Origin of the sequence: Hyunsoonleella aestuarii (assembly GCF_006148925.1) — a bacterium.
Classification (GTDB): Bacteria; Bacteroidota; Bacteroidia; order Flavobacteriales; family Flavobacteriaceae; genus Algibacter_D; species Algibacter_D aestuarii.
In genome coordinates, this window is sequence record NZ_VAWB01000001.1 from 1,040,064 (window position 1) to 1,066,067 (window position 26,004).

The 26,004-nt window shown below is 33.3% G+C and carries 12 protein-coding genes; all 12 read right to left on the reverse strand.

The window, feature by feature from the left end:
* Positions 1-27 precede the first annotated feature (27 nt).
* The 12 genes from FEF17_RS04800 to FEF17_RS04855 all read right to left on the reverse strand — a co-directional run bounded on the left by FEF17_RS04800 (position 28) and on the right by FEF17_RS04855 (position 25,897).
* A complete protein-coding gene (locus FEF17_RS04800; RefSeq protein ID WP_139001218.1) occupies positions 28-2,706 on the reverse strand; it encodes an alpha-L-rhamnosidase-related protein in 2,679 nt (892 codons plus the stop codon).
* Positions 2,699-4,447: a glycoside hydrolase family 13 protein gene (locus tag FEF17_RS04805; protein ID WP_139001219.1), complete on the reverse strand. Its 1,749-nt coding sequence runs from the start codon at positions 4,445-4,447 to the stop codon at positions 2,699-2,701. The genes FEF17_RS04800 and FEF17_RS04805 overlap by 8 nt, the downstream gene beginning before the upstream one ends.
* A gap of 167 nt (positions 4,448-4,614) precedes the next feature.
* The gene (locus FEF17_RS04810) at positions 4,615-5,532 is read right to left on the reverse strand and encodes a GyrI-like domain-containing protein (RefSeq protein ID WP_139001220.1); all 918 of its coding nucleotides are present in this window, start codon (positions 5,530-5,532) and stop codon (positions 4,615-4,617) included.
* Entirely contained in the window at positions 5,533-6,867 is a 1,335-nt protein-coding gene (locus FEF17_RS04815) for a vanadium-dependent haloperoxidase (protein ID WP_139001221.1), read from the reverse strand.
* Positions 6,868-6,877: 10 nt separating this feature from the next.
* A complete protein-coding gene (locus FEF17_RS04820) occupies positions 6,878-10,126 on the reverse strand; it encodes a VCBS repeat-containing protein (protein ID WP_139001222.1) in 3,249 nt (1,082 codons plus the stop codon).
* A complete protein-coding gene (locus FEF17_RS04825) occupies positions 10,119-13,481 on the reverse strand; it encodes a VCBS repeat-containing protein (RefSeq protein WP_139001223.1) in 3,363 nt (1,120 codons plus the stop codon). The genes FEF17_RS04820 and FEF17_RS04825 overlap by 8 nt, the downstream gene beginning before the upstream one ends.
* Positions 13,478-16,783 (reverse strand): VCBS repeat-containing protein, encoded by a 3,306-nt coding sequence (locus FEF17_RS04830; protein WP_139001224.1) that lies wholly within the window; start codon positions 16,781-16,783, stop codon positions 13,478-13,480. Before FEF17_RS04830 ends, FEF17_RS04825 begins: the two co-directional genes overlap by 4 nt.
* A gap of 92 nt (positions 16,784-16,875) precedes the next feature.
* Positions 16,876-18,432 carry a RagB/SusD family nutrient uptake outer membrane protein gene (locus FEF17_RS04835; RefSeq protein WP_139001225.1) on the reverse strand — a complete coding sequence of 519 codons (1,557 nt, stop codon included), beginning with the start codon at positions 18,430-18,432 and terminating at the stop codon, positions 16,876-16,878.
* Between the two features lie 13 nt (positions 18,433-18,445).
* Complete coding sequence (locus tag FEF17_RS04840; RefSeq protein ID WP_139001226.1) at positions 18,446-21,538, reverse strand: SusC/RagA family TonB-linked outer membrane protein; 3,093 nt, start codon at positions 21,536-21,538, stop codon at positions 18,446-18,448.
* Positions 21,539-22,072: 534 nt separating this feature from the next.
* Positions 22,073-22,954, reverse strand: coding sequence for a carbohydrate kinase family protein (locus tag FEF17_RS04845; RefSeq protein WP_139001227.1), 882 nt, complete (start codon positions 22,952-22,954; stop codon positions 22,073-22,075).
* Positions 22,955-22,968: 14 nt separating this feature from the next.
* Positions 22,969-24,582 carry a glycoside hydrolase family 32 protein gene (locus tag FEF17_RS04850; protein WP_139001228.1) on the reverse strand — a complete coding sequence of 538 codons (1,614 nt, stop codon included), beginning with the start codon at positions 24,580-24,582 and terminating at the stop codon, positions 22,969-22,971.
* Positions 24,572-25,897 (reverse strand): sugar porter family MFS transporter, encoded by a 1,326-nt coding sequence (locus FEF17_RS04855; protein WP_139001229.1) that lies wholly within the window; start codon positions 25,895-25,897, stop codon positions 24,572-24,574. Before FEF17_RS04855 ends, FEF17_RS04850 begins: the two co-directional genes overlap by 11 nt.
* Between the last annotated feature and the right edge of the window lie 107 nt (positions 25,898-26,004).

The following is a 26,004-nucleotide window of genomic DNA, read 5'->3' on the forward strand; positions in this document are numbered from 1 at the left end:
CTATTTTTTTGTTTGGTTAGTTATTTTTTAATCTATGCTAACAATCCGCAGATAATCCAACATCGCAGAGTTAACATCAATATTCATATTATTATTCCAGTCTTCAAAATGGATTTTTACCGAGTTTATCCCTGCATTCAATCTAACTTTATGGTTATTGGTAAAACCCCAGTCTGACCATTCATCCATTCCCCGTTGAGGCATAACTATTACCCCTTCATATTCATTATTTATGGATAAACTTCTTATTGCACATTTATTGTTAGTATTCCATCGCCCACTACCATTAGAATATTTAAAATCTAATAAATAATCGCCTTCTTTTTCAATATTTAAAGGCATCAAAATCTCATTATTCTTATCTAAAGAAATCTCAACAAAACCTCTTCCTGAAAAGTTACTATAAGGTAGTTTTGAAGCAGATGCGAAATCTTCCATTTCAAATATCTGAACATTCTTTGCAAAAACAACGGGTTCGCTAGAAAATCCTTCGTAACCTTTTTCATCAACCGCACTTACCATATAAGATGCATACGTTTCTGCTTCAGTTTCAAGAAAAGTATCAACGGTAGTTTTAAATAAATCTCCATTTTTATAAATACGATATTCATCTATTCCTTTAATCGCTTGCCATTTTAAAACATCTTCTTCCTTTGAAGCCAAAACAGTAGTTGGTGTGAAATGATTTTCAACCCTATTAATGTCTTGATGCGGGAATTCATTTTTTGCTAACTCGATAACAATATCATGCATACCTTCGGTATCAGATGAAATAAATGCCTTATCGGTAGGCTTTGCATCAATGGTTACAGATTTAATTTTATTTCCAAAACCCTTAACAGCAATGTTTAAAATTGAATTTCTATATTTAAAATTTGATAGATTTTTTTCACCTCCATAAGATTTTGGAACAACGGGATTTATATATAAGCCATCCGTTTTAAATTCCATACCCATAAACACACGATGTACCATGGCTAAATTACCAGCCATACTCCAAAGCATGCGATGTGAATTTATTTCAGTACCTAAAAAATCTCCTGTATCGGCAACCATGTTTTCATAGTTTGTAAGAAACAACCCCGCTGCACGATAAACACTTGCCAGTCCATGATTTAAAACAGCTTCATTCCCTGTTTTGGCAGCCGCCCAATTCCAATAGGCTTGCACAAATGGCCAAATACCGTTGTTGTGATAAGGTGGAATACCTGGAATTTGAGGATATATGCACGTTGCACCATATTCCGTTAATGGTGATTTTGAAACAATTGATGCTGATTTATCTAAATCGGCTATATCAAATAAAATTGCTAAAGCTTCACCCAAGGCTTCATAGCGTGGAGATAATATTAGGTCACCTCTTCCATATAAAAACTGAGCATAATAACCTTTGTCTTGAATCCATAGATAATCATTTATTCCCTTTTTTATAGCTTCAGCTCTATCGCTATATACCTCAAAAGGTTCGCCTTTAATTTTAGCCATTTCAACTAAAATACGATGCGCTTGAAAATGAACCACGTTAGTTCCTAAATTATGTGAAACAAAAATATCACGGTTGTCCATCCATTTAGGATACGTTTGTTCACGCCAATCTAAAAAAGAGGACTCGCCTGAATACAATCCGAATCTATTGTCATAAATCGTTTTGTAATCGTCATCTAAAGTGTTTTTTATTATTGGATAAACTTCGTCAAGCCAAGCGTTGTCACCCGTTACCTTGTAAATTTCCCAAGCTGCCAAGCACCATGTTGTTCTGTCTGTCGACACAGGCCATGCCCCACCAGAGCCGGTGTCTTGAATGATACGTCCTCGTTTAACTTTCTTACGCAAGCTAATCTTAGCAACCTCTGGTTCATGATAAGCAAAGGCTAGCAAAATTGAATAGCTCACATCTCGTGTCCAAACACCTCCCCATTTTGCCCCTGTTCTTAAAGTACTGTCTGGTTCAATATTTTTAATAGCCTCTTCTAAAGACAGATTAAATAAGGCATCAACTATAGGTTGTTGTGATGTGTATTTTGGACGACTAGAAATATCTTCGGACAACTTCCATTCCTTATCTCGAGCAACACTTTCATCATAAGGATTCAAAGTCACTGTGATACTGTATATGTTTGGGTCCTCGGTAGGTTTTAAAACTAATCCTTTTTGATCCAAATTCACAAAATCCCAAGATAAAGGCTCAGAGCCTCCTGCAATATAAAACCCTTTAAAATCTTCATTAGCGACTCTAGTTCCTTCGTAAGTTTCGTAATAACCATTTTCTTCAAATTGGTTCAATACGGAAGATACGTCTACTTTAAAAGTGTAATTGTAATTAGTTGGTAGAAACGTTCCAGGGTTATCTGGTATAGACTGAGGTGTTTCACCGAAAGTAAGCACCGGTGACTCGTGCTCATCTTCTCCAATTATGATCCAATGATCTAAACCTGGCGGTAATTCATTATCTTTTTCATTGATTGAAAACTTAAACTTTAACAATCTTGAAAATGTTGAACTTACCGGACTTTTATAATTTGATTTTAAATGCGTTGGTAATATTGCTTTAGCTACATTTTCACCCTGAATAATTTTATCCTTATAAATTGTAAAATTCTCGGATACATATAATTTTTCTTCGGTCGAAGATTCATTCTTTTGACATGATATTACCAAGATAACCCCTATAAGAAATAGCGCTATTTTGTTTATTTGGTTATTCATTTAATTCACTTATAACAGCCTGATAAGGCTTTAATGTAACTATCCCATTATTATTTGATAAACTGTTGTAGTTATTTATGAGTGTCGCTTCTATTTTTTTGGTTTCTGGAAAATCAATTTTAGAATCATGATCCGTAAAATTCAATAATATTAATAATTCTCTTCCATCAAGCGTTCTTGTAAACGCATAAGTCTCATTGTTGTCTTCATCCAACAATTGATAATCACCATAAACCATTATTTTATTCTCATTTCTTAACTTAACCATTTTCCTAAAGTGATTTAAGACACTATTTGGATCTTTATCTTGAGCAGCTACATTTATATTTGTAAAATTTTCATTTACTTTTTTCCAAGGGTTTCCTGTTGAAAAGCCAGCATTTTTTTCATCATTCCATTGCATCGGTGTTCGTGAGTTCTCACGAGAATTATAGTTAAGCTGCTTCATAAACTCGTCCAGATCTCCACCATTTGCTTTGGCTCTTTGGTATTCTCCTAAAGCTGCTACATCGACATATTCTTTAATGGTTGGCATATCGATATTCGTCATTCCTAACTCGTCTCCGTAATAGGTATATGGCGTACCTCGCATACTCAATAGAAATGTATTGAGCATTTGTGTAGATACCGTTCTAAACTCTGGCCTTGGGTTCCCAAATCTATTTACCAAACGTGAATTATCATGATTAGATAGAAAAATAGCTAGCCATCCTTTTTCCGAAAAAGCCTTATCCCATTTAGTAAAAACCTCTTTAAATTGCTTTAAAGTATAACCCTCTGTTGTTCTCGCCATATCGACATACTCAAAGTGATAGGCCGTTTGTAGTTCCTTTCTATCTTCATCTACAAGGTCATGAGCGTCTTGTAAGGTGGTTCCCGCGCCTTCGGCAACGGCAAAAACATTATAAGGCTCCATAACTTCCTTATACATTTCGTTTAAGTACTCGTGTAATTGAGGTCGCATAGCATACCATTTAATGAAATCTTTTTCGTGGCCTTCAGGGAATTCTGGATAACTAGTATCCTTACTTGCAAATTGAAAGGCATCCATACGAAAACCGTCAACCCCTTTTTTTGCCCAAAATTTCATAATATCATATACTTCTTGTCTAACATTAGGGTTCTCCCAATTTAAATCTGGCTGTGCTTCTGCAAAAGTGTGTAAATAATATGCATTTGTAGCTTCAACATAATCCCAACCTCCTTCTGGGTCAAAAAGACTATGCCTGTGTGGTGGTTCGCCCTTTTCTGCTGGCCACCAATGGTAATAATTATAATATTCGTTTTCTCTAGAGCTACTTGCTTGTTTAAACCAATCATGCTCATTACTACTGTGGTTTACAACTACATCGAGAACAAATTTAATACCCCGCGATTTCATGCCGGCTAACATATTTTCAAAATCTTCCATGGTGCCATACCTAGGATGAATAGCTCGGTAATTACTAACATCATAACCATTATCAACAAGTGGAGACTCAAAAAACGGGTTCATCCAAACCATAGTAATTCCCAAACTTTCTAGATAATCAAGCTTTTCCATAACTCCTTTAAAATCTCCAAAACCATCACCGTCGGAATCCTTAAAGCTTTGTGGATATATTTGATATAAAACCCCTTCTTTCCACCAAGTTTTTGATTCTATATTAATTGTTTGGTCTTTCAATTCTGTCTTATCTTCTTTATCCTTACATGCTGTTGTGCAGATAATAGTCAAAACTACAATGATTAAATTCTTCATGTTAAAAGCACAACGTTAAAGTTAATTTATTGAATTCCTAACAAGTTCACTATAAATAACATATTTAGCAATTTTATAGGACTAAAAAATGGAATTCACTAACCGAAATCGTTTTCGAATGAAGCTGCCGTAACAAGAATTACTAAGAAAAGGAGGCTTAAACTAATTTATTCTTGCGTTCTTATGGGCATGTATATTTCGGCTTCCCAATCGAGTGGATTGCCGCCCTGATGGGGATCATTCAAATATATCTCAATTATAGACTTTTCTATATTAATATTATTTCTATTGGAATAATCTAAAATGCGATACCAACCTAAATGAGACATGTTATAATTTCCATTAAACACAGTCTTTAAAGCAAGATGCTCTTTAATAGATTTAAAAAACAGTTGCTTATTCTCAGGATATTTTTCTCTATGCTCTAATGGAAAACAAAAATTAAATTTAATTTTTTCACTTTCTGTGTCCCAATAAGTAACTTCCGAAAAAGGATGTCCAGATAATTCAATATTATTATTCTTAGCATAGTCTGTTAAAACACTAATATTGCTAACCATAGTCAACGCTTTGCTTGATAAATCTGATTCTAAGGAAATACATGCACAGTTAATAAATGGAACTTTCGTTTTTGATATAGAAGATATTTTATGTCGTTTACTCTGCTCTTCTATTTTGTTGTTCAACTCTTTAACTTTTGATATTCTTTTTGCTATGAACGCATTATTACCAAATAATGCTCGAATATTTTGACTAAAGTTATTCTTAGAATCTTTGATTTTAAGCGTTACGACCGTAATACTATCATTTTCCTTTTTAATTGTCCAATTCAAATTTACAATTGAATCTCCGTTTTTTAATTCTTGGTAAACCGATTCAAATGGCGTTTTTTTCAAATTTGAAACAACCTGTTGCTCTCTTTTTGATCTCCCATCATTCCAGTTAATAATTTCATTATAAACTATAACTGGAGTTTGCTTGGTTTTAAAGGTAATCTTATAATTATAATCCTTGATGAAAAAATACCATATCCCAATAGCAATAATTGCTATTGAAAGAATTTTTAAAATTTTTATTACTTTCATTTAATTAACCATATTCAACCTTTCAACAACTAAATCGCCTACTTTATTACCTTGCCCTATTCCTTCCTCTACCGCGGCTCTATAATGAATTCCACCATACATCCTGCTTATAGCCGCCTCTTCTGAAGCCTGCTTAAAGGAATTATAGGTTCTAATTGGTAGTCCATATCGCAATTCACTATCATCTAAAAAAGTGAAATTTTCACCAAATACATCTGTAAGCACGGTAGCAGCAGAACCAGACACTACGGAGTGGCCACTAGTATACTCAGGAAACGGTGGTGTTTGTAATATTGGTTTCCATTCATCATCAAAATATTTATTGATAAGTGTTTCTGGTCTAACTAAATTGCTTCGGTATTTTTCATCCCAACAACTAATAAAAGCATCAGCAATTCCTATTGACGATTTTGTGTAAGCATAAATTGATTTGTTAACATCTGAATCCGTATTCTTACATGCTATCTGTGTAATTAAAATCCAATGTGCTCCAGGTGTGATTTTTTTAACCGCAAACATAAGGTGCCCTCTGTTTACTGATACATAAGGGTTACAATCCCAAAATTTTGCTATTTGGACTTCCTCTGATTCATCTCCAATTTGAATCATTTCATTGGTAATTTCATAGACTTCTCTTAACTCTTTATAAAATTTAGAGTTCTTATCCATTGAAAATTCAGGAGGAGGAATTGGTTTAAATTGAGACGCTGAATCTAACACGAATGGTCTAATCTTATTCCAATGAGGTTCTAATCCATCCATATACGATGGAGGAGTCGGTTGCCACCTCCAATCTTCTGAGGAATTAACCGTATACTTAGGCATAGTTCGCGTTTGATTATAATTATCTTTATCCATCCAATTCGAAATGTATCCAGTCACATCAGAAGCATAAGCTTTTGCCTCTTCAAACTCGATAGGATTAGCAGTTTCCCACAAACTATAAAGGCTGTCTTGATATACGTCTAACTTTTCTTCAGAAAAAATAAGTTTTTTGCTCAAGTCGAGATGTGTCATAAAAGCAGCCAACTGATAATTAATCTGGTCTTCGTTTTTAGGTTTTGGTATATTACCAAGAGTGTTTATCTGACCACTTAAAGAATTATAGTTTTCATCATTTTGGGCAATAATTTCGTAAGCCGCTATGTTAGGATAAGCAAATACACGACTTGCTACTGGAGGAGAAAAAATATCATGAATCATAACATCGATAACTCTATTGACCGAATTATGAAAATTATTAGCAGTAACCTTTATCGGTTCGTACTGTTTTTCACAAGATGTGATTATTAGAAAAGATGCTATTAATACTAAAAACTTGTTCGTTGAATTCATTGTTAAAGAATTAATTTGATAACTCATATACTTGGACTCTATCATTATTAATAGTTACAAGTAAATACTTTTTGCCTTTATTATTTATTATGTTGAGATGTCTAGCAGAATAATTACTTAACTGTAATCCTAATTTATTACCTAGCACAATCTCTTCCTTTGATTTTATAATTGCCCCTGGAAATGAATCAAATCTACCATGAAAAGGCGTAACACCAAAATAATTTCCTGCAGCGAGTACCTCATTTTTTCCATCTTGATCAAAATCAAAATTTAAAAAACATGTTATTGGTGATACTTGCAACTCTTCTTTAAAAGGCACAAAAGAAAAACCATTACCATCATTCCTTAAATAACCTGAGCGCAGTTCATGCACCTCTAATTCAATAGCCTTTTCTAAAGCTTGCTTGTCAAAAACTAATTCGATTGGTTTTCCAGCAAAATCTTTATATGACGAAAATTTTTTTCTTAAACTGACTATTTGGGTTGATAAGTCATCGAAATTTAACAACGGATAGTATTTACCTTCTTTTTCTGTGCAAACTATAGTTTCTGTACTACCATTACCATCAAAATCAGAAAAGTACATTATCATTGGTGCCTCATTTGAGGCTTTGAATTTTGTATTATTTCCCCAATTACCTAATAAATAATCTTTGTCACCATCATTATCAATATCAAACGCTTCAATACTTTGCCAAAGTCCATTTAGTTCTTCATTATAAACTTTTTCTTCTTTTAGCTTTCCTTTGTCATTCTTGAAGAACTTGGGCGCCATCCATTCTCCTAAAACTATCAGATCGGTATAGCCATCATTGTTATAATCATCCCAAATGGCATCGGTAATCATACCCGCTTTTTCTAATGATTTATTTTCTGCTAATGAAAATTCACCATTATCATTATTTAATATATAAGAACTTGGAATGCTGCCAAAGTCATTTGAAACAACATTACTTCCAACGAAAATATCAAGATCACCATCCTTATCAAAATCATTCGTAATGGTAACCGAAGCATTTTCAAAATAATTTGGTAATGCTTGTGAAGTAAAACTTGAATCCTTATAAACATAATAACTGTCCAATAATGGTTTCATTTTATTGTAAAAATCTGCTCCTCCAGTTCCTATAACTATATCATTCCTTTTGTCATTATTGAAATCAGCAATTAAAGAAACAACATCTTCTTTTACAGATTCGTTTTTTAAAATATCAATTTCAGCTTCGGAAAATTCTTCATTAGAATTTAAGTAGACTTTTGACTGCATGTGTTTGGAGCTTCCAAAGAATATATCGTCCAATCCATCATTATCTAAATCTCCAACGGAGGTAGCTGGACCACGATCTGAAACTTGATAAGGAATTAATTTTTGCCTATTAGAGTCTACATAATTGTCTTCTTTGTGAGTGAAATCAATTCCTAAATTATTTTCAACCTTATTAAATAATTGTTTGTCATTTCCTTTTAAGACTTCATAATTAAATACTGATGTATTACCTAAGTTTATTTCGATTGTTTGATTTACTTCAACATTAGATGATGTTTGAAATGTTTTATTTGGCCAGACAATTTTTAATGAATCAACAATCTGTTGATTCCCTAATCCAAAATGAATTACTGGTTCCGAAGACGCCTGAAAACCTCTAACTGTATATAACTCTTTATATTGCATTACACCATTACTGTATAAAAATATTTTAGCTCCAATTCCAAGGCTGTTAGGCTTTTTATATTTAAGCTTTATTTTTAAAAAATTTGCCTTCTCGTTAATGGTGTTTTCATAAATTGACACTGGTGAATTTAGATTATTTATCACTAAGTCTAAATCGCCATCGTTGTCCAAATCGCCTAGAGCTGTTGCCCCAGAAACAGTTTTATCGTCCGTGATCCAAGAACCCGATTTATCTTCAAAAGAAAAGCTCTCTGTTCCTTTAAAAATGTAATTATGAACTTTGCCTGAGGGCATCAAATCTAGGGCTTCCTGATCGACAAGTTTTGTTTTACTAATTTTAACTTGGATTTTATCACTTGATGCAAACTTTATAAAATCAAGGTCGTTTGGTCGTTTTGGTATGCCGTTTGAAACAAATAAATCTTGTTCTCCATCTTGATTGTAATCTGCAAATAGCGCACTCCAACTCCAGTCTGTACTAGAAATCCCACTCAGTAAAGCGGTTTCCAAATAAGGAGTGTCTTGCTGATTTATAAAGAGCATATTACGAGTAAACTGATAGTTATATCCGTATTGCTGAATTCTTAATTTTTGAATTTGTATGTTATCATCACCTTCAGAAGATTTTAACACGGTTTCATCTTCAGCAAGCATGTCAAGCGAAATAAGATCTGGCCAACCATCATGGTTTATGTCGGCAACATCGTTACCCATTGAAAACCTTGAAGTGTGACCAAAATAGTTTCTACCACTTTCGGTAAATGCTCCATTTCCATTATTCAAATAATAATAATCATCTTCATGAAAATCGTTACCAACAAAAATGTCTGGAAATCCATCTTGATTAAAATCTGCAATTGAGACCCCTAGTCCATAGCCATTAATTCCTCCATAAATACCGGCTTCTTCACTCACATCAATAAACTTATTTCCATCATTACGTAAAAGCTTATCTCCTGTTTGATAGTTTCTTTTGTACCTTAAATTTGATCTTCCAAAAGATTCTTGGGTGTGAATGGCATGATTTAATAAATAAATATCTAAATCACCATCAAGGTCAAAATCTAAAAAAGCAGCGGAAGAGCTGAATGTATCAAAATCTAATCCATATTTAGCCGCACTTTCTGTAAATGTATTATCTCCATTATTAATAAACAGTTCATTGTATCCTATAAATCCATTTATACCTACTACAGCACAGACATAAATATCTAGAAAGCCATCTCCATTAACATCTCCCATTACTGCACCTGTGTTCCAAGTACTATTGCCAAAAACATTTGCTTTTTCTGTAATATCTTCAAACTTTAGGTTCCCTTTATTTAAAAATAATCTATTCTTAACCTGATTACCTGAAAGATAAATATCTGAAAGACCATCGTTATTTATATCTCCAACAGCTACACCACCCCCATTATAGAAATACAAATAATCCAAAATATTTAAATCATCTGTTTCTGTTAATGCATTTGTAAAGTCGACACCTGTATTTTGAGGAGATGTATTTCTAAAAATAACTTCATCTTTACCTCCACAACTAAATAAAATTAAAAATGATACTATTGAAATATAGAATTTACTCATTTAATAAAAATATTTTAGGTTTTTCGTTATTTATAGCTGCAATAATATATGCTCTTCCATCATTGTCTTTGAATTGCAACAAGTGTTTAACTTCGCCTTTAATGAAAAAACCGCTTTCTTTATAGTCTTGCCATTCAAATTCTAAGTCACCATTGTTCAATAATATACTTCCAAAATTTGAATCCAATCGAGAAAACTGTGGTTTAAACTCAAAGTTGTTCCCTGCCATTACAAGATCAATATTTCCGTCATTATTTACATCTTCACACAGAATACCACAAACACATGAAAACTGTACTTCCTTTGGAAGGGCTTTTATATTAAAAACACCATTACCATTATTTATAGCAATTATAGTTTCTCCAATATTTAATGTTTTTACAATTGAGTTCTCAATTACATCTTGAGCAAATAATTGGTCTATAGATTTTGAAGCATATTCTGAAGCCTTTAAATTTTGTTTTTTAAGTTTCACCATCTGACCAGTCAATTCCTTTTTCATTAAAATTGGATAGTCTTTATTATCAACAAACTGAGTAGTTATTTGTTCTATAGTACCATTATCATCAAAATCATTAATCCATAATTTCATTGGGCTATCCTTAGAGGCTTTATAAAAGGTGTTCGTGCCTTGATTACCAATTATTAAATCTAAGTCTCCATCCTTATCCAAATCGGAAACTTCGATAGCGCTCCACATACCTGATAAATCATCTAAACTAGACTGGAATTTAACGAGCTGTTTCCCGTTATTTAAAAATATTTTTGGCGTGTCCCATTCTGAAATGGTAATTAAATCTTTCTTACCATCAGTATTTATATCTGCCCACACAGCCCCTGTAATCATTCCAGCGTCCTTTAAATCGTATGCATATCTCTGTGTACCGTCAACAAATGAGCCATCCCCTTCATTAATAAGTAGCAAATGATCTGGATTGAGCCCGTAAGTTCCTACAACACTCCTAGAGCCGATAAAAACATCTATATCGCCGTCATTATCATAATCATTTGTGCTAATAACAGAAATATTATTTCTAGTGTTTGGAATTTTGACTTCTGATCTTTTAAAGTTTCCAAGTCCATCATTTAAATAAAGTCTGGCAACATTATTTTTATCTTGACCTACTTCATTGCTTCCTGAGCCCACCATTAAATCTAAATCACTATCGCCGTCTACATCAAAAAATGACGCAGCAGTATCTTCATAAATATCATCTTTCGAAAAAGATTTTTGAGTAGATAACCTAACTTTACCGTCGCCGATATTTAAGTACAAAGCCCCAGACTGAGATGATCCTCCTCCAATATAAACATCTTCATTCCCGTCGTTATTAATATCACCTATAGCCATTGCAGGTCCTTCTTGAGATAACATTTTAGAAATTAAACCTTCATAATCGAAGTCAGAATAATTATTCTCAGAATGGGTTATTAAATCATCATTTTGTAATTCTTTTAAAAATGCATCTTGACTACCAGGTGTAATTGGTCTGTAAACTTCTTTTGCACTTGATTGCTCAACTGTAATTTGTTGATTAGCCTTTACGTTTAAAAGCTTCTGGGTTTTATTATCCGGCCAAATTATGCGCAGGGAGTCAATAGTATTAACATCTCCAAGTCCAATATTCATAATATAATCCATGGATGATTGAAACCCTCTTGAAGGCATTAGTTCTTGCACAATAATATTGTTTTGTGAGTGCAATTCCAATTTGCTACCAATTGCAAAATTGTTAGGAGTATTACCATTAAGCTTTATCTTAATATAATTATTTGAGGTTAAAGATTCAGTGTTGTTTTCATAAATGAACGATTTCATGTTAACATTATTTACTACTAAATCTAAATCGCCGTCATTATCTAAATCACCATACGCCACTCCATTCGATAAAGTTGGTGTTTCGAAACCCCACTCTTTATTTGCGTTATTAAAGGTAAGGTTTCCATTGTTTTTAAAAGCATAATTTGGTTGAGGCTTAATAGGCATTTTATTGATAACGGAATCTATTTCTTCTTTTTGCCCTGTTAATACCATATTGTGTAATATGTCATTGGCAAAAAAATCCATGAAGTCCAAATCAGTGAGATCATGATTAATACCATTGGTGACAAAAATATCTTTAAACCCGTCATTATCCATATCAAAAATCAATCCTGCCCAGCTCCAATCTGTGGCAGAAACACCACTAAAGTGTGCTATTTCAGAAAAAGATTTATTGCCATTATTTAACTGTAATGAATTTTGAATGTATTGTTGATAGAAATCCTTCCCTTGCTTTAATTTGAAGATATTATATCCTTCAAACTCCATTACTGTTTTAATTCTTTTATCACTTTCTGGAAGCATGTCAGTTACAAAAACATCAATATTACCATCATTATTTACATCAGCCATATCCACACCCATTGCCGAAATATTTATATGAGATGCCCAATTTTTAATGTCTTCTGTAAAGGTGCCATCATGATTATTTATGTAGAGATAATCCCGCTCATAAAAATCATTGGTCACATAAATATCTGGATATAAATCTCCATTAACATCACTTACCAAAACACCTAACCCAAAACCTATTAAACTTCCATAAATTCCAGCTTCTTCACTTACATCTGTAAAATAGCCGTTATCATTTCGCAGTAACATATCTCCCATGCCACGAAAGATTTCAGGAACATTTTCCCAATTTTCTGCTCTTTTATCTCTTTGCTCTGCATATCCTAATGTATTTACAGGAATGTTACTATTGTTTAAAATATATGCATCTAAATCGCCGTCTTTATCATAATCAAAAAATGAGGCGTGTATAGTAAAACCAGACTTCGCAAGATTGTATTCTTTGGCTTTTTCTGTAAAAGTTAAATCTCCATTATTGATAAACAACTCGTTATCATGATTATCTGCTTCCATATTGCCAGCATTACAGACATAAATATCTAAAAACCCATCTCCATTTATGTCGACCATAACAACCCCTGTAGTCCATGGCTTTTTTCCAAGAACCCCAGCTTTATGTGAAATATCTTCAAACCTAAAATCACCTTTGTTTAAATAGAGTTTATTTTCTCCCATGTTCGCAGTAAGGTATACGTCTGGGAGTCCATCGTTATTTATATCTCCAATAGACACGCCGCCTCCATTATAGAAATTTCTATACTTAAAGATATTCATGTCTTTTTGGTTAATTACCTCATTAGTGAAGTCTATACCAGTGTCTTCCGGATTTGTAAGTGAAAACAAGGGCTTATTTATAACTTCAGGCCGTTGTTCTTCCTTCTTATCAGAATTGCAAGAATTGAGCATTAACGCAAGAGCTATTGCCAACAAAATGCTTGTAAATTTTAAATGTAATCTCATTTATTTTTCTTTAAAAAAACAGGTGTACCATTATTAATAGCGATGATATAGTATGTTTCATCATCAAAATTAATTTTCTGAATGTCTCTTGCTGAACCAGATACATCGAAGTCTTGATTTTTAAGGAGTGTAAAAAAACCTTCTTTATTGTTTAACAAAATACTACCGTGTGAAGCGTCTAATTTACCTAATTGTGTACTAATATCATAAGTGTTTCCCGTTAAAAATATATCTAAAAAACCATCATCATTATAGTCATCTATATGCAAAGCGTTTATTGAAGAAATTTGGGTCATTAATGGCAACTTATGTTTCTTAAACGTGTTGTCACCAAGGTTTTCAAAATAACTACTAGAAAGATCGAACACTTGCTTTTTATTTGACTCATCAATTTTATTTTGAGGTAATAATTCAGAAAACGAAGCGTTTGCAAAATCTTTATAGCTTAAGAATTTTTTGTTAAGAAAAGGCAGTTGCTTTGCTAATTCATCTTTTGATGAAAATGGCGTTTCTTGTCCCTCATAATAATATGTTATTATTGGATCTGTATTCCCGTTATTATCAAAATCATTATTATAAAGTGTTATTGGCTCATTTTTGGATGCTTTTAACCTAGTATTAAGACCCCAGTTTCCAACTACTAAATCCATATCTCCATCTTTATCAAAATCTGCAACTTTAATTGTATTCCACCAGCCATTAGTTTCAATAAGGTTACTTTCTTTATGTAACGCTAATTTTTCTCCATCATTTATAAATATAGAAATAGGCATCCAATGCCCGCAAACCAAAGCATCTACATAGGTATCATTATTAATATCAATCCACACAATATCTTCGACATTCCCAACACCCTGAAGGTCTTTTGCAAAAGTTTCACTTACATCGGTAAAAGACCCTTTTCCATTATTTTTAAAAACATATTGTTTTGGCGTATTTCCAAATTTCCATGGAACTAGGTTTGATGATATTGAAACATCTAAATAACCATCATTATTAATGTCTACAGCTGTAACCTTTGAAGCATTAACCTCGACATTATTAAATTGAATGGTATCCTTTTTAAATTCATTTCCATCATATAAATACAATCTTGGATTCAATGGTTTGCCATTTTTAAATTCGTTGCCGCCACTTACCACTAAAATATCTAGAAACCCATCTAAATTTGCATCAAAAAAAATACTACTTACATCCTCATTTATCGCGTCTTTCAGAAAAAGATCTTCTTGATAAGAGATAAATTGCCCATTTTCGTTTTGAATAAACAATTGACTACTTTGTGCCTTTGCTCCACAAATAAATAGATCATCAAGTCCATCTTCATTGATATCGGCTACAGACATTTTTGGTCCGTGGTTTGTACTTGCATAAGGAATTAATGGATCCCTATTAAACTCAATAGAAGTAGGATCCTTATGTGTAAACTCAAATAAAGGGCTAGAGTTAACTAATAAAGATTTACGCTTTAATTTTTGATAATACTCATAATAATTTTTTGAGGCATTTTTAAAATCTGCTTCGATTCTATAATTAGCTGGAATATCTTTAATTGTTTGAAAAGCACCATTAGACCAAATAACCTCTAGGGAATCAATTTTAGGGAATGCTCCTAAACCTATATTCATTAAAGGTTCCACTGACGACAAATATCCTTTAGTAGTATAATTCTCTTCGGTAATAATTTTATCTTTTAAATAAACTTTTACTTTTGATCCGATTCCAAATATATTTTTTTCAGGCCCCTTAAACTTAATCTTTAAGAACCTGTTATCTGGGTTATACTTTTCTGAATTATTTTTTAAAATAAAAGCTGGCTCGTTAATATTATTAATTACCAAGTCCATGTCTCCATCATTGTCAAGGTCTGCATAAACGCCACCATTACTAAAAGAAACATTATCATTTGTCCAATCTCCTGTCTTGTCTAAAAACGTATTATCCCCTTTATTCTTAAAAATATAATTCTTTACTTTTTTAGGTGGAATTTCATTAGATAAAGCCAAATTCTTGTCAGATATACTTTTACCCAATTGTTTTTGAATATTCTCATTCGAAATGAAATTAATAAAATCCATGTCATTAGTGGCTCCTAAAATACCGTTGGTAATGTACATGTCTTTATTGCCATCATTATCAAAATCGCAAACTATTGGACTCCATGACCATTCTGTAGCAGCAACCCCACCTAAGTGTGCTATTTCGCTAAAACTATTATTTCCATTGTTAATGTGTAAGGTGTTTTGCATGAATTGAGGTGAATAACCATTTTTCAAATAATACTCATACATTTGATAAGGGTACTCTAAGCCAGAAGTTTTATAAGTCTTTAAGTTTTCTGGCAGCATGTCAAGAGAAATAATATCCATGTTACCATCATTATTTATATCGCTAATTGCATTTCCCATTGAAAAATGAGAGGTATGCCCAAGCTGTAAATAATTATTGGAGATAACATCCTTGAATGTTTTATCTTTTTGATTGATATATAAATAGTCATTTTCAAAAAAATCATTACCAACATAAATATCGGGGTATCCATCATTATTAATATCTCCAGCAGACACTCCTAATCCATAACCTATTTTGCCTTGAAAAATTCCAGAATCAAAACTTACATCGCTAAACTTCCCGTCAACATTTTCATAAAATCTATCTCCAGAAAGTGAATCTAATTTAGTTCTGTATTTACCTTTACCGTAGTTAGAATTTGGATGCGTGGAATGGTTTAACAAGAACATATCTAAATCGGAATCCTGATCATAATCTAAGAAAATGGCCTGAGTAGCATAAGTCTTAATGTTAAGACCATACTCGCTTGCACTCTCTTTAAAAACTGGCACTCCTTCTTTTAGCCCTTGATTTACATATAATAAGTTATGCCCATCTATACCAGGATAATTGCCTAATTTACTAATATAAATATCTAATAGACCGTCGTTGTTAATATCAATAACCGTTGAGCCAGTTGTCCAATTCGAGCTATTATCAATATTTGCGGACAATGTAATATCCTCAAATTCAAAATTTCCTTTATTTAGGTATAACTTATCGGCCGCTTGGTTGGCGACAAAGTACAAATCGCAAAAACCATCATTATTAAAATCGGCAGCAGATACACCTGCTCCATTATAAAAATAAAGGTAGTTTAATATGTTAAAATCCTGCTTATTAAAAATTGTATTTTGAAAATCTATATGAGATGACTCAGTACTAATAGCGGTAAATAAAACATCTCTATCTTTCTTACAGGAGAACCATATTATTACTGATAAGACCAGATAATATTTAATTTTTTGCATGGATCAAATATAACCAAGTTTGATACTAAATAAACAAAGAGGGCTATAAAACCCTCTTTGAATAAACTCTATAAAATTTTTATACTATATTATTAGTACCCTGGGTTTTGAACTAAGTTAGGGTTAGATAATAAAGCATTTGCAGGAATTGGATATAAATTTTTAGTTACATCTCCTACAGCGCTAGGATCCATAAACTCATATTCCTCAACAAATTTACCGAAACGGATTAAGTCAGTACGTCTAACCATTTCAATATATAATTCTCTACCACGTTCTGCTAATAAATCGCTTTCAGAAACACTACCAAGTGGTTGAGCGCCTCTTAGGGTTCTTAACTCATTCACCAAAGAGGTAGGATCGTCTCCAGTACGCATTAAAGCCTCAGCTTTCATTAAGAGAGCGTCCGCATATCTAAACAGAATAACACCTCCATAAAAAGCACCATTCGATGGATGATATTTTAATACACGTATACCAGTAACATCACTATTACCTACTAGTCCTGGAAGGTCTTTTGTAAATACTAGTGGTTTATTAGCTCTTGCCTGAATTGGTGAACCAGAAGCGTTATATTGTTGCCCAATACCAAAACCATAGAAGAAACCTTGATTTGTCGCATCAGCGTTAGACGCATCTGGAACCCATCCTCTACGTTCTTCTTGATTATCACCTACATAGTTTGAGTTTGGATTTCCTTCAAAAGAATCATAAAAAGCTCCTAAAGTAGTAAATCCATTCCATCCACCACCACTGTTGTCTGTAGACGGCATATTATAATGTAATCCTCCCCACATTCTATTTCCTGTTCCAGCAGTAGTATACCATACACGCTCATTATTTGCTGTTCCATCAAACAGATCGAAATAACCAGACTGCAAAGCAAATCCATCGGCTGCAATAGCATCAACTGCAGAAATAACGTCAGCCATATCCGAGCTATTAGGCGCTCCCTCACCTCTATAAATACCAGCGTTTAACATAACTCTAGCCTTTAAAAAGTTTGCGGCAGCTTTACTAGCCAAATTTGTTGTACCAGTAGGCCCAATAGTTGGTAAATCAGGCATTGCATCAGAGATATCTTGTAATATAAATGCTAATGCCTCAGTGTTAGATAAAACTCTTGGGTTAATTTCTGGACCTTCATCAACTTCTCTAAAAGGTACTTGACCATAAAGGTCTAAGATAACCCACATACTATATGCTCTTAAAAACTTTGCTTGAGCCAATACATCAGCAGGAGCATTACTTCTTGAATCAATAATTTGATTTGCTAAAAATATATCTGAATTAAAGGCGTTCCATACATTCAAAACATATTGGTGAGAAGCAGGCCATGTGTGCGTATGTAATACTCTCCATATACCATTATCCCCCCAGTCTGTTCCTCTTGTTGGTATTAACAACTCATCAGAAGAAACTTCTTGTAAGGCATAATATCCATCCTGTGGTTCAATTTGACCACGAATTGCATTATAAAGATTATCCAATGAGCTCTGAGCATCAGCAACTCCTGTAAATCCATCTCCAGTGGATTCAGAAACAATCGAGTCATCAACAATCAAATCTAGATCGGTACATGACAATACAAACATTGCTATAAATGCATATAACAATGTTACTTTCATTTTACTTGTTCTTTTTTTCATTTTCTTTCTTTTTTTAAAATTGTGCGTTAAGTCCTAAAGTAATCGTTCTTGGGTTAGGATAAGCTGCATAATCAATACCAGCAGTTGGTAATCCATTTAATAAGCCTGAATTTGCTGCAGAGGTGCTTACCTCAGGGTCTAAACCAGGGTAATCGGTTATTACAAATAAATTCTGCCCGTTAACATATAATCTTAAATTTGTAAAAGCAGCACCTTCTTTTAGGTCGAAATTGTACCCAAGGGTTGCATTTTGAAAACGGATAAAATCACTTTTATATAAGAATCTCGTAGAAACTGCCGCTTCAGCATTTCCAGCTTCTCCATTGGTTAATACGTTTCTAGTAACATTACGTCCACCAGCGATAGAACCAGCAGTGAATAAAGCGTTTTCCGTATTAAAATAATTGTAACCACCAAATTGAGCGTTAAAATAGGCTGAGAAATCCCAGTTTTTATAAGTAACTGATGTAGAGAATCCACCTGTTACATCAGGTAAGGCGCTTTTACCTACAAACGTCTGATTATCACCAATAGGCTGTCCATTAGAATCAAATCCTTCAAATTCTCTTAAGAAATACGAAAATAAAGGTTGACCTCCGGCTAAAATTTGAGAAAACGCCTGCGACAATCCTTGACCATAAATAGTTCCTGCTGGAATTAATCCTCCGAAATCTTGTAATTCGTTTTCGTTATAAGCCATGTTAAAATTAACATTCCACGTTAGATCATCTTCATAAATAACATCATAATCAATTGAAAATTCAAGACCTTGATTTAATAAGGTTGCATCTAAGTTTTGAAAAAACGTTGGTTGAGGTGAAGGTTGGGCGGCCTGAATTAAAAATAATAAATCATTAGTTTCTCTTCTATATACATCAATACTACCAGATAACCTATCATTATTAAAACCAAAATCTATACCTGCACCATAAGAAACTGTTTCTTCCCATCTTAAATCTGGGTTAGCAAACGAAACTGTAGATAACCCTGGAACATTTATATTTCCATTATTTTCAATACCAGCTCCAGCAAAACGTTCTCTTTGAATAAAATTACCATATCCTAAACCATCTTGATTACCAGTTATACCAGCACTTAATCTAATTTTAAGAGTGGAAACATTGTCCCCAATAAAATCTTCTTCGTTTATTTTCCAAGCCACGGCTCCAGAAGGGAAGTAACCATACTGATTTGACCCACCAAATTTTGATGAACCATCTGCTCTAATTGTACCAGTAAACAAGTATTTGTCTGCAATTGTATAATTAATTCTAGCAAAATATGACTGTAATTCGTCGGTTACGTCATAAGTATTAACAGCAAGCGACTTTACAGGAACCCCCGCTGGACCACCTTGATTAGTTGTTGCTGGCGTTGGAAATAACCTATTTACAAACACACCATTAGAAGTATAGCCATACTGCTGATAACCTCCTTGGATGCCGCCTCCTACTAAGTCAATAGCAGTTTCCATATCACTGTACATTTCTTGTAAAGCTAATGTTCCAAAGCCCCATCCAGTGGCATCAAAACCATTTCTATTAAAGCTCTGAAATGAATAACCTGCTAACACATCTAATTTAGAATTTCCAAATTCTTTTTTATAATTAACTGTTAACTCCAATAACTGATTCTCTGTGTTTACATCTCCTTTGTATGCACGACCTTCGCCAAAAATTCCATCACCAATATTTCTTGCCAAAGCACTTCCTGCAATATCTCTTGTAGAATTGGATTTATCATATCCAAGATTCAACTTCGCAGAAAACTCAGAGCTAATTTGATAATCAGCAAAACCATTTAACAAAATTCTACTTGTCTCAGTATTACTACTAACATAATTGAAAAATGTTGCAGGACTAATTAATCCATTAGTCTCAGCAAAATCAGGATCGGTAGGCCATGTTGGATTAGCAGAGTAAGCTGCACCTAATAAATCTCCTTGGAAACCTGCACTACCACTTAAGCCAGGTCCAAAATTATTCTCTTGCGACCAAGTAGATTGTATTCCAACTTTTAACTTATCGTCGAAAAAACGATGGTTAGCATTTACCCTAGCTGTTATTCTTTCTAAACCAGAATTTCTTATAATTCCATTTTGTAAACCGTAACCAAAAGTAGCTCTTACATTACCGTTTTCATATGAATTAGAATAAGCTAAACTGGTATTGTTAGATACGGCAGTTTGTAAAAGGTAATCTTGCCAATCTGTATTGTTCCCATAATCGGCTCCAACAGGATCACCTCCATATTGTTGAACAGCTTGCAAGAACTCAGGTCCATTTAAAAGATCATATCTCTCACGATCTTTAGACACACTAATTGTTTGATTGAATTCCCATCTATCGCCTTGAACACCTTTACCAGATTTAGTGGTAATAATTACAACACCATTTGCACCTCTTGAACCATAAATAGCGGTTGAAGATGCATCTTTTAAAACACTAATGCTTTCAATATCATTAGGGTTAATAAAGTTTAAAGGGTTAGAAGCACTACTGGAACCAAAACCAATATCAGCGCCGTCGGCAGAAGTACTATCACCAGCTAACGGAACACCGTCTACTACAAATAATGGATTATTCCCAGATCTAATAGATGCTGTACCTCTAATTCTAATATTAACTGCAGCACCAGGTTGTCCACTCGATTGAACAATCTGCACACCAGCAGTCTTACCTTGAATAAGTTGCTCTGGAGAAGCAATAACCCCTTTGTTAAAGTCTTCTGCTTTTACAGAAGCGACAGAGCCTGTTGCATCTTTCACAGTGGTTGTACCATAACCTATAATAACAACCTCATCAAGTTGCGCGGTATCTTCCTCCAAAGTCACATTAATTGTGGTTTGATTACCTACAGCTACCTCTTGAGTTTTGAAACCTAAGAAACTGAACACGATAACCGCATCGGAAGAAACGTTTTCTAGTTTGTAAATCCCATCGAAGTCTGTCTGAGCTCCGATAGTAGTTCCTTTTACAAAAACGTTTACTCCTGGTAAGGGTCCTGAATTATCGGACACAACACCTGAAACTGTTTGCGCATAAGCAAATACCCCAAATAAGACAAATCCTAAAAGGGTCAAATTTTTAAGTAATTTAATTTTCATATTTATTTAGTATTGAGTTAGTGAATTAATTTATTGTTTTAGTTGTTGATTTATTATTAAATTTTCTCTTAAAATTCTTTATTTATTTCAATTCGGCTTTAAAACTATCAAAAAAAAAAATCAATATTGTTTGTTATTACTCAGTGAAAAAAATCAAACAATTTTAACATTTAATTAAATGTAGCTTCAAATATGCGTTTTTTTTCAAAAATCTTTTTAAAAAAAACCTATACAAAAACCATACACATCTGTGTTTTTGGTCATTTTAAAACGATAATAATGGCGCTCTGCACATTCATCGTAAAAAAAACATGAAAAACAAATTTGAAGTTTCTTTTCTTTTGTGTCAAAAAATTGAGTGCAAAAGGCTAAAATTAACACCGAAAACGTTTTCGATTTTTGACACTTTGAGAAAAATCTACTACAAAAATTACTATATAAGCAATTAAACTAATTAAAATATGTGTACTTAGCAAGAAATTGAAGCTTTTTATAAAAACCTTTAGGTGTCATTATTAACATCTTCTGAGTTCTTTATCTTTTTAAATATGTGTCAATCTCACTAGAGGTGACCTTAGGATTTGCTCCTGACTTCGATGCTACAATTGCTCCAACGACACATGAATAGTTTAATGCTTCACTTGGTTTACCATTTCTTAAAGTTTGATGAATTAGAGTTGCCAAAAACGAATCTCCAGCGCCAACTGTATCTATTACTTTAACCTTGTAACCATTATTTCTATAAAATTTTTTACCTTGAAATAATATAGCTCCATCACCTCCTAGTGTTACACAAATAGCTTCTGTGTTTGTTTCTTTAGATATAAATTCAATATTCTTTTGCAGGTCATTGGAATTAAAATTCAATTCTTTACAAATCTCAAATAACTCGTCATCATTAAATTTTATAAAATTGGCCTTTTGCATAAGTTCAAATAAAACTGCAATTTTATAATGAGGCGGTCTTAAATTAACATCAAACACTTTAAATTTCGCAACATCCAGAAGTTGTAATAATGTGTTATAAGAAACGGTATTTCTTGAAACCAAACTACCAAAAACAAAAGCGTCAGCATATTTTACAACATCTAAAAACTTATCATCAAGATGAATATTATCCCATGCGCATGGGAATTCTATGCTGTAATTGGCAGACCCTGTTTCGTCTAAACTTACTAACACTTTACTAGTCTTAAATTCTTTATTAATTTGAATAAACGACTTATCGAACCCAATATCTTCTAGGTACTTTAAGAGGTCTACACCAAGAGCGTCATCGCCTACGCTGCTTATCATAGTCACAGCATTATCAAAAGAATTAAGCCTTAAAGCAACATTAAGTGGTGCACCACCAATTTTTTTATAAGTTGGAAATACGTCCCACAAAACCTCGCCAAAACAAACAATATTTGACATTCCTAAATATAGATTTATTTAAATTCTTGAACTTTTATATTTGTTAAGTAAACGTAATCATCATGAATTGTAATCGAAAACGTTTCCATAGGTTCATTTGGAAAAAATAATTCCGTCATAACCACCTCCCCGTCATTGTAAAAAACCTCAATAGATGTTTTATCCAATAGTATTTGAACTTTTAATTCTTTATGAATTGCATCAGTTTTAACTTCAGAAACTTTAGGCGCGAACTTTTCGGAAAAATCTACTTTTCCTGATTTTCTTCGATCCAGAAAAAACGCCTTGTCTACATTATTTAATCCTAACGAAAGCGTATCACCTGATTTGTTGAGAAAATTTATAGTATAAATTTTCTCTTTCAAGTTGTTCAATTTCAATTCTAAATTCAATTTTGAAAGATCTATATTTTCGTTTCTAAAAATGTCATTAAGTCCGTCGACATTTAATGAATCTTTTTTGATGCTCTTTGAGGCATGCTTATACAGTTCGCTAACTGGTAAATTTTGTAAATAATACTCCTTTTCCGTTTTTCTTAGTTTAAGTTCTCTTGGAATAGTCATGGTACTACGCCATTTAAAAGTGGGTACTTCTCGTGCGTAATCCCAATTAGACATCCAACCAATAAACAGTTTTCGTCCATCAGATTTTGGAATATTAGACCACGTGACACCCGCGTAATTATCTTTGCCGTAATCTAACCATACAGCATTCTGTTTCTGCAATTGATTAGAAAAGTCCTCATCCAGAACAAACTTGTTGCCATCAAAATCCCCTACAAAATATTGCGTGGCGCTACCGCCATTTGGCCCACCAGGGTTGATACTAACTATTAGCACCCATTTGCTTGTATCACTTCCATCAATTTTTAATGGAAATAAATCTGGGCACTCCCAAACACCACCATGTGCGCCTAAAAACTCTCCAAATTCTGACTCAAAATTCCAGTTTTTTAAATTAATGGAACTGTAAAACATTATTTTATTTCCAGCTGCTAAAGCCATTATCCATTTGCTACTTTTATCATCCCAAATCACTTTTGGGTCTCTAAAGTCCTTTATACCTGGGTTAGAAATTACTGGATTTTTGTCATACTTAGTCCAGGTCATTCCTTCATCTAATGAATAAGCGATGGCTTGGGTTTGAAAATCTATTTTCCCTTCTTTTTCTCCTTGCATGTTGTGATAGGTGAAAATGGCAACTACTGGAGCGATACCATCTTTTCCAAATCCGGAAGTATTGTTTTTATCAACTACGGCACTTCCTGAAAAAATAAGCCCTAAATCGTCTGGGTAAAGTGCAATGGGTTGTTCTTCCCAAGTAACCATGTCTTCACTAACGGCATGTCCCCAATGCATTGGACCCCAAACATTGCCGTCTGGATAATATTGAAAATATAAATGATATTTACCATTTAAATAAAACATCCCATTAGGATCATTCATCCAATTAGCTTTGGGAGAAAAATGAAAATTAGGCCTGTATAAGGTTTCTTCCTTATTAACTTCTGTTGGAGTTGTTATTTCTTCTATATCATTCGTTTTAATATTTTTTTTGCAACCAAAAGCAATAAAAAATGAAGCGAATAAAAGAACACATATTGTGTAAAACTGTTTTTTATTTTTCATCTTTAATTAATTTTTTACTTAATTCTTCAAGCGAAACTCCTTTTGTTTCTGGCATCATAAAAATCACAAATAATAGTTGGAAAACCATCATAATAGCAAAAAACAGGAATACAACTCCAGCTCCAATAGTTGAAAACAACAGCGGGATTAATGCAGGAATTAATGCTGCCAAAAACCAATGTGTGGAGCTGCCAAAAGATTGCCCTGAAGCTCTTAAATGATTTGGAAATATTTCAGAAATAAAAACCCAAATTACCGCACCTTGTCCTATAGCGTGGGATGCAATAAATAAAAACAAAAAGATAGGCACTGCCATTCCTGTCCATTCAAAGAAAAAGGCACAAGCAACAAGTCCTAGCGAAATTATATACCCCACAGAACCAAAATACATTAATGTTTTTCTACCTAACCTATCTATTAAAAAGACGCCTAAAAGTGTGAACACTAAATTTGTAACCCCAATACCTATGCTGCTCAATAACGCTGTACTTTCTCCTAAACCAGCTTCCTCGAAAATTCTCGGAGCATAATATAAAAACGCATTAATCCCAGATAACTGATTAAACATGGCTATTAAGAACGCCAAGGTTAATGGCAACCTATATTTCTTTAAAAAAATATTTTCATTTTTTATTTCTGCTTGATTTGAAGATTGAAGACCTAATAATAATTTTTCTGTGTCCTCATTTGGATTTATTATTGATAAAACTTTTTTGGCTTCATCGTTTCTAGATTTTGACAGTAACCATCTTGGACTTTTTGGAACGCTCAACATCAATACGGTATATATTACTGCCGGAAAAGCCTCGACGCCAACCATCCACCTCCATGCATGCTCACCAATGCCATTTAACAAATAGTTTGATAAGAACGCTATTAAAATCCCGAAAACAATATTGAATTGGTATAAGGCTACGAGCCTTCCTCTGTCCTTAGCTGGTGCTATTTCCGAAATATAAGCTGGTGCAGCAATGGTAGATGCTCCAACGCCAAGACCGCCAACAAATCTAAAAAAAGCAAACACAAAAGGGTCGTTGGCCAATGCTGAGCCAACTGCTGAAACTGTATATAAAACCCCTATAATTATTAAGGTTTTCTTTCTACCTAAGCGGTTAGTAGGAATACCTCCAAATAATGCTCCTACTACAGTTCCCCATAATGCCATTGCCATTACCACGGTTCCATGAAAAGCATCAGAAGAGCCCCAAAGAGCTTGTAATTTCTTATCTGCGCCTGAAATTACAACAGTATCAAACCCAAAAAGAAATCCTGCTAAAGCAGCGGTTACTGACCAAATTAAAATTTTATTATTCATATATTTTATTTAAATAATACCAAATCGGTTTAATAAATTTACTTCTTAATCTTAATAAAGTTCGATTATAACTTTTAAAAGGTCATTATTAAACACCGAAATCGATT

Excerpts from the sequence above, each read along its gene's own strand:
- FEF17_RS04800 (WP_139001218.1), bottom strand. The coding sequence starts at position 2,706 with ATGAATAACCAAATAAACAAAATAGCGCTATTTCTTATAGGGGTTATC.
- FEF17_RS04835 (WP_139001225.1), bottom strand. The coding sequence starts at position 18,432 with ATGAAAAAAAGAACAAGTAAAATGAAAGTAACATTGTTATATGCATTT.
- FEF17_RS04805 (WP_139001219.1), bottom strand. The coding sequence starts at position 4,447 with ATGAAGAATTTAATCATTGTAGTTTTGACTATTATCTGCACAACAGCA.
- FEF17_RS04820 (WP_139001222.1), bottom strand. The coding sequence starts at position 10,126 with ATGAGTAAATTCTATATTTCAATAGTATCATTTTTAATTTTATTTAGT.
- FEF17_RS04815 (WP_139001221.1), bottom strand. The coding sequence starts at position 6,867 with ATGAATTCAACGAACAAGTTTTTAGTATTAATAGCATCTTTTCTAATA.
- FEF17_RS04855 (WP_139001229.1), bottom strand. The coding sequence starts at position 25,897 with ATGAATAATAAAATTTTAATTTGGTCAGTAACCGCTGCTTTAGCAGGA.
- FEF17_RS04845 (WP_139001227.1), bottom strand. The coding sequence starts at position 22,954 with ATGTCAAATATTGTTTGTTTTGGCGAGGTTTTGTGGGACGTATTTCCA.
- FEF17_RS04850 (WP_139001228.1), bottom strand. The coding sequence starts at position 24,582 with ATGAAAAATAAAAAACAGTTTTACACAATATGTGTTCTTTTATTCGCT.
- FEF17_RS04840 (WP_139001226.1), bottom strand. The coding sequence starts at position 21,538 with ATGAAAATTAAATTACTTAAAAATTTGACCCTTTTAGGATTTGTCTTA.
- FEF17_RS04810 (WP_139001220.1), bottom strand. The coding sequence starts at position 5,532 with ATGAAAGTAATAAAAATTTTAAAAATTCTTTCAATAGCAATTATTGCT.
- FEF17_RS04830 (WP_139001224.1), bottom strand. The coding sequence starts at position 16,783 with ATGCAAAAAATTAAATATTATCTGGTCTTATCAGTAATAATATGGTTC.
- FEF17_RS04825 (WP_139001223.1), bottom strand. The coding sequence starts at position 13,481 with ATGAGATTACATTTAAAATTTACAAGCATTTTGTTGGCAATAGCTCTT.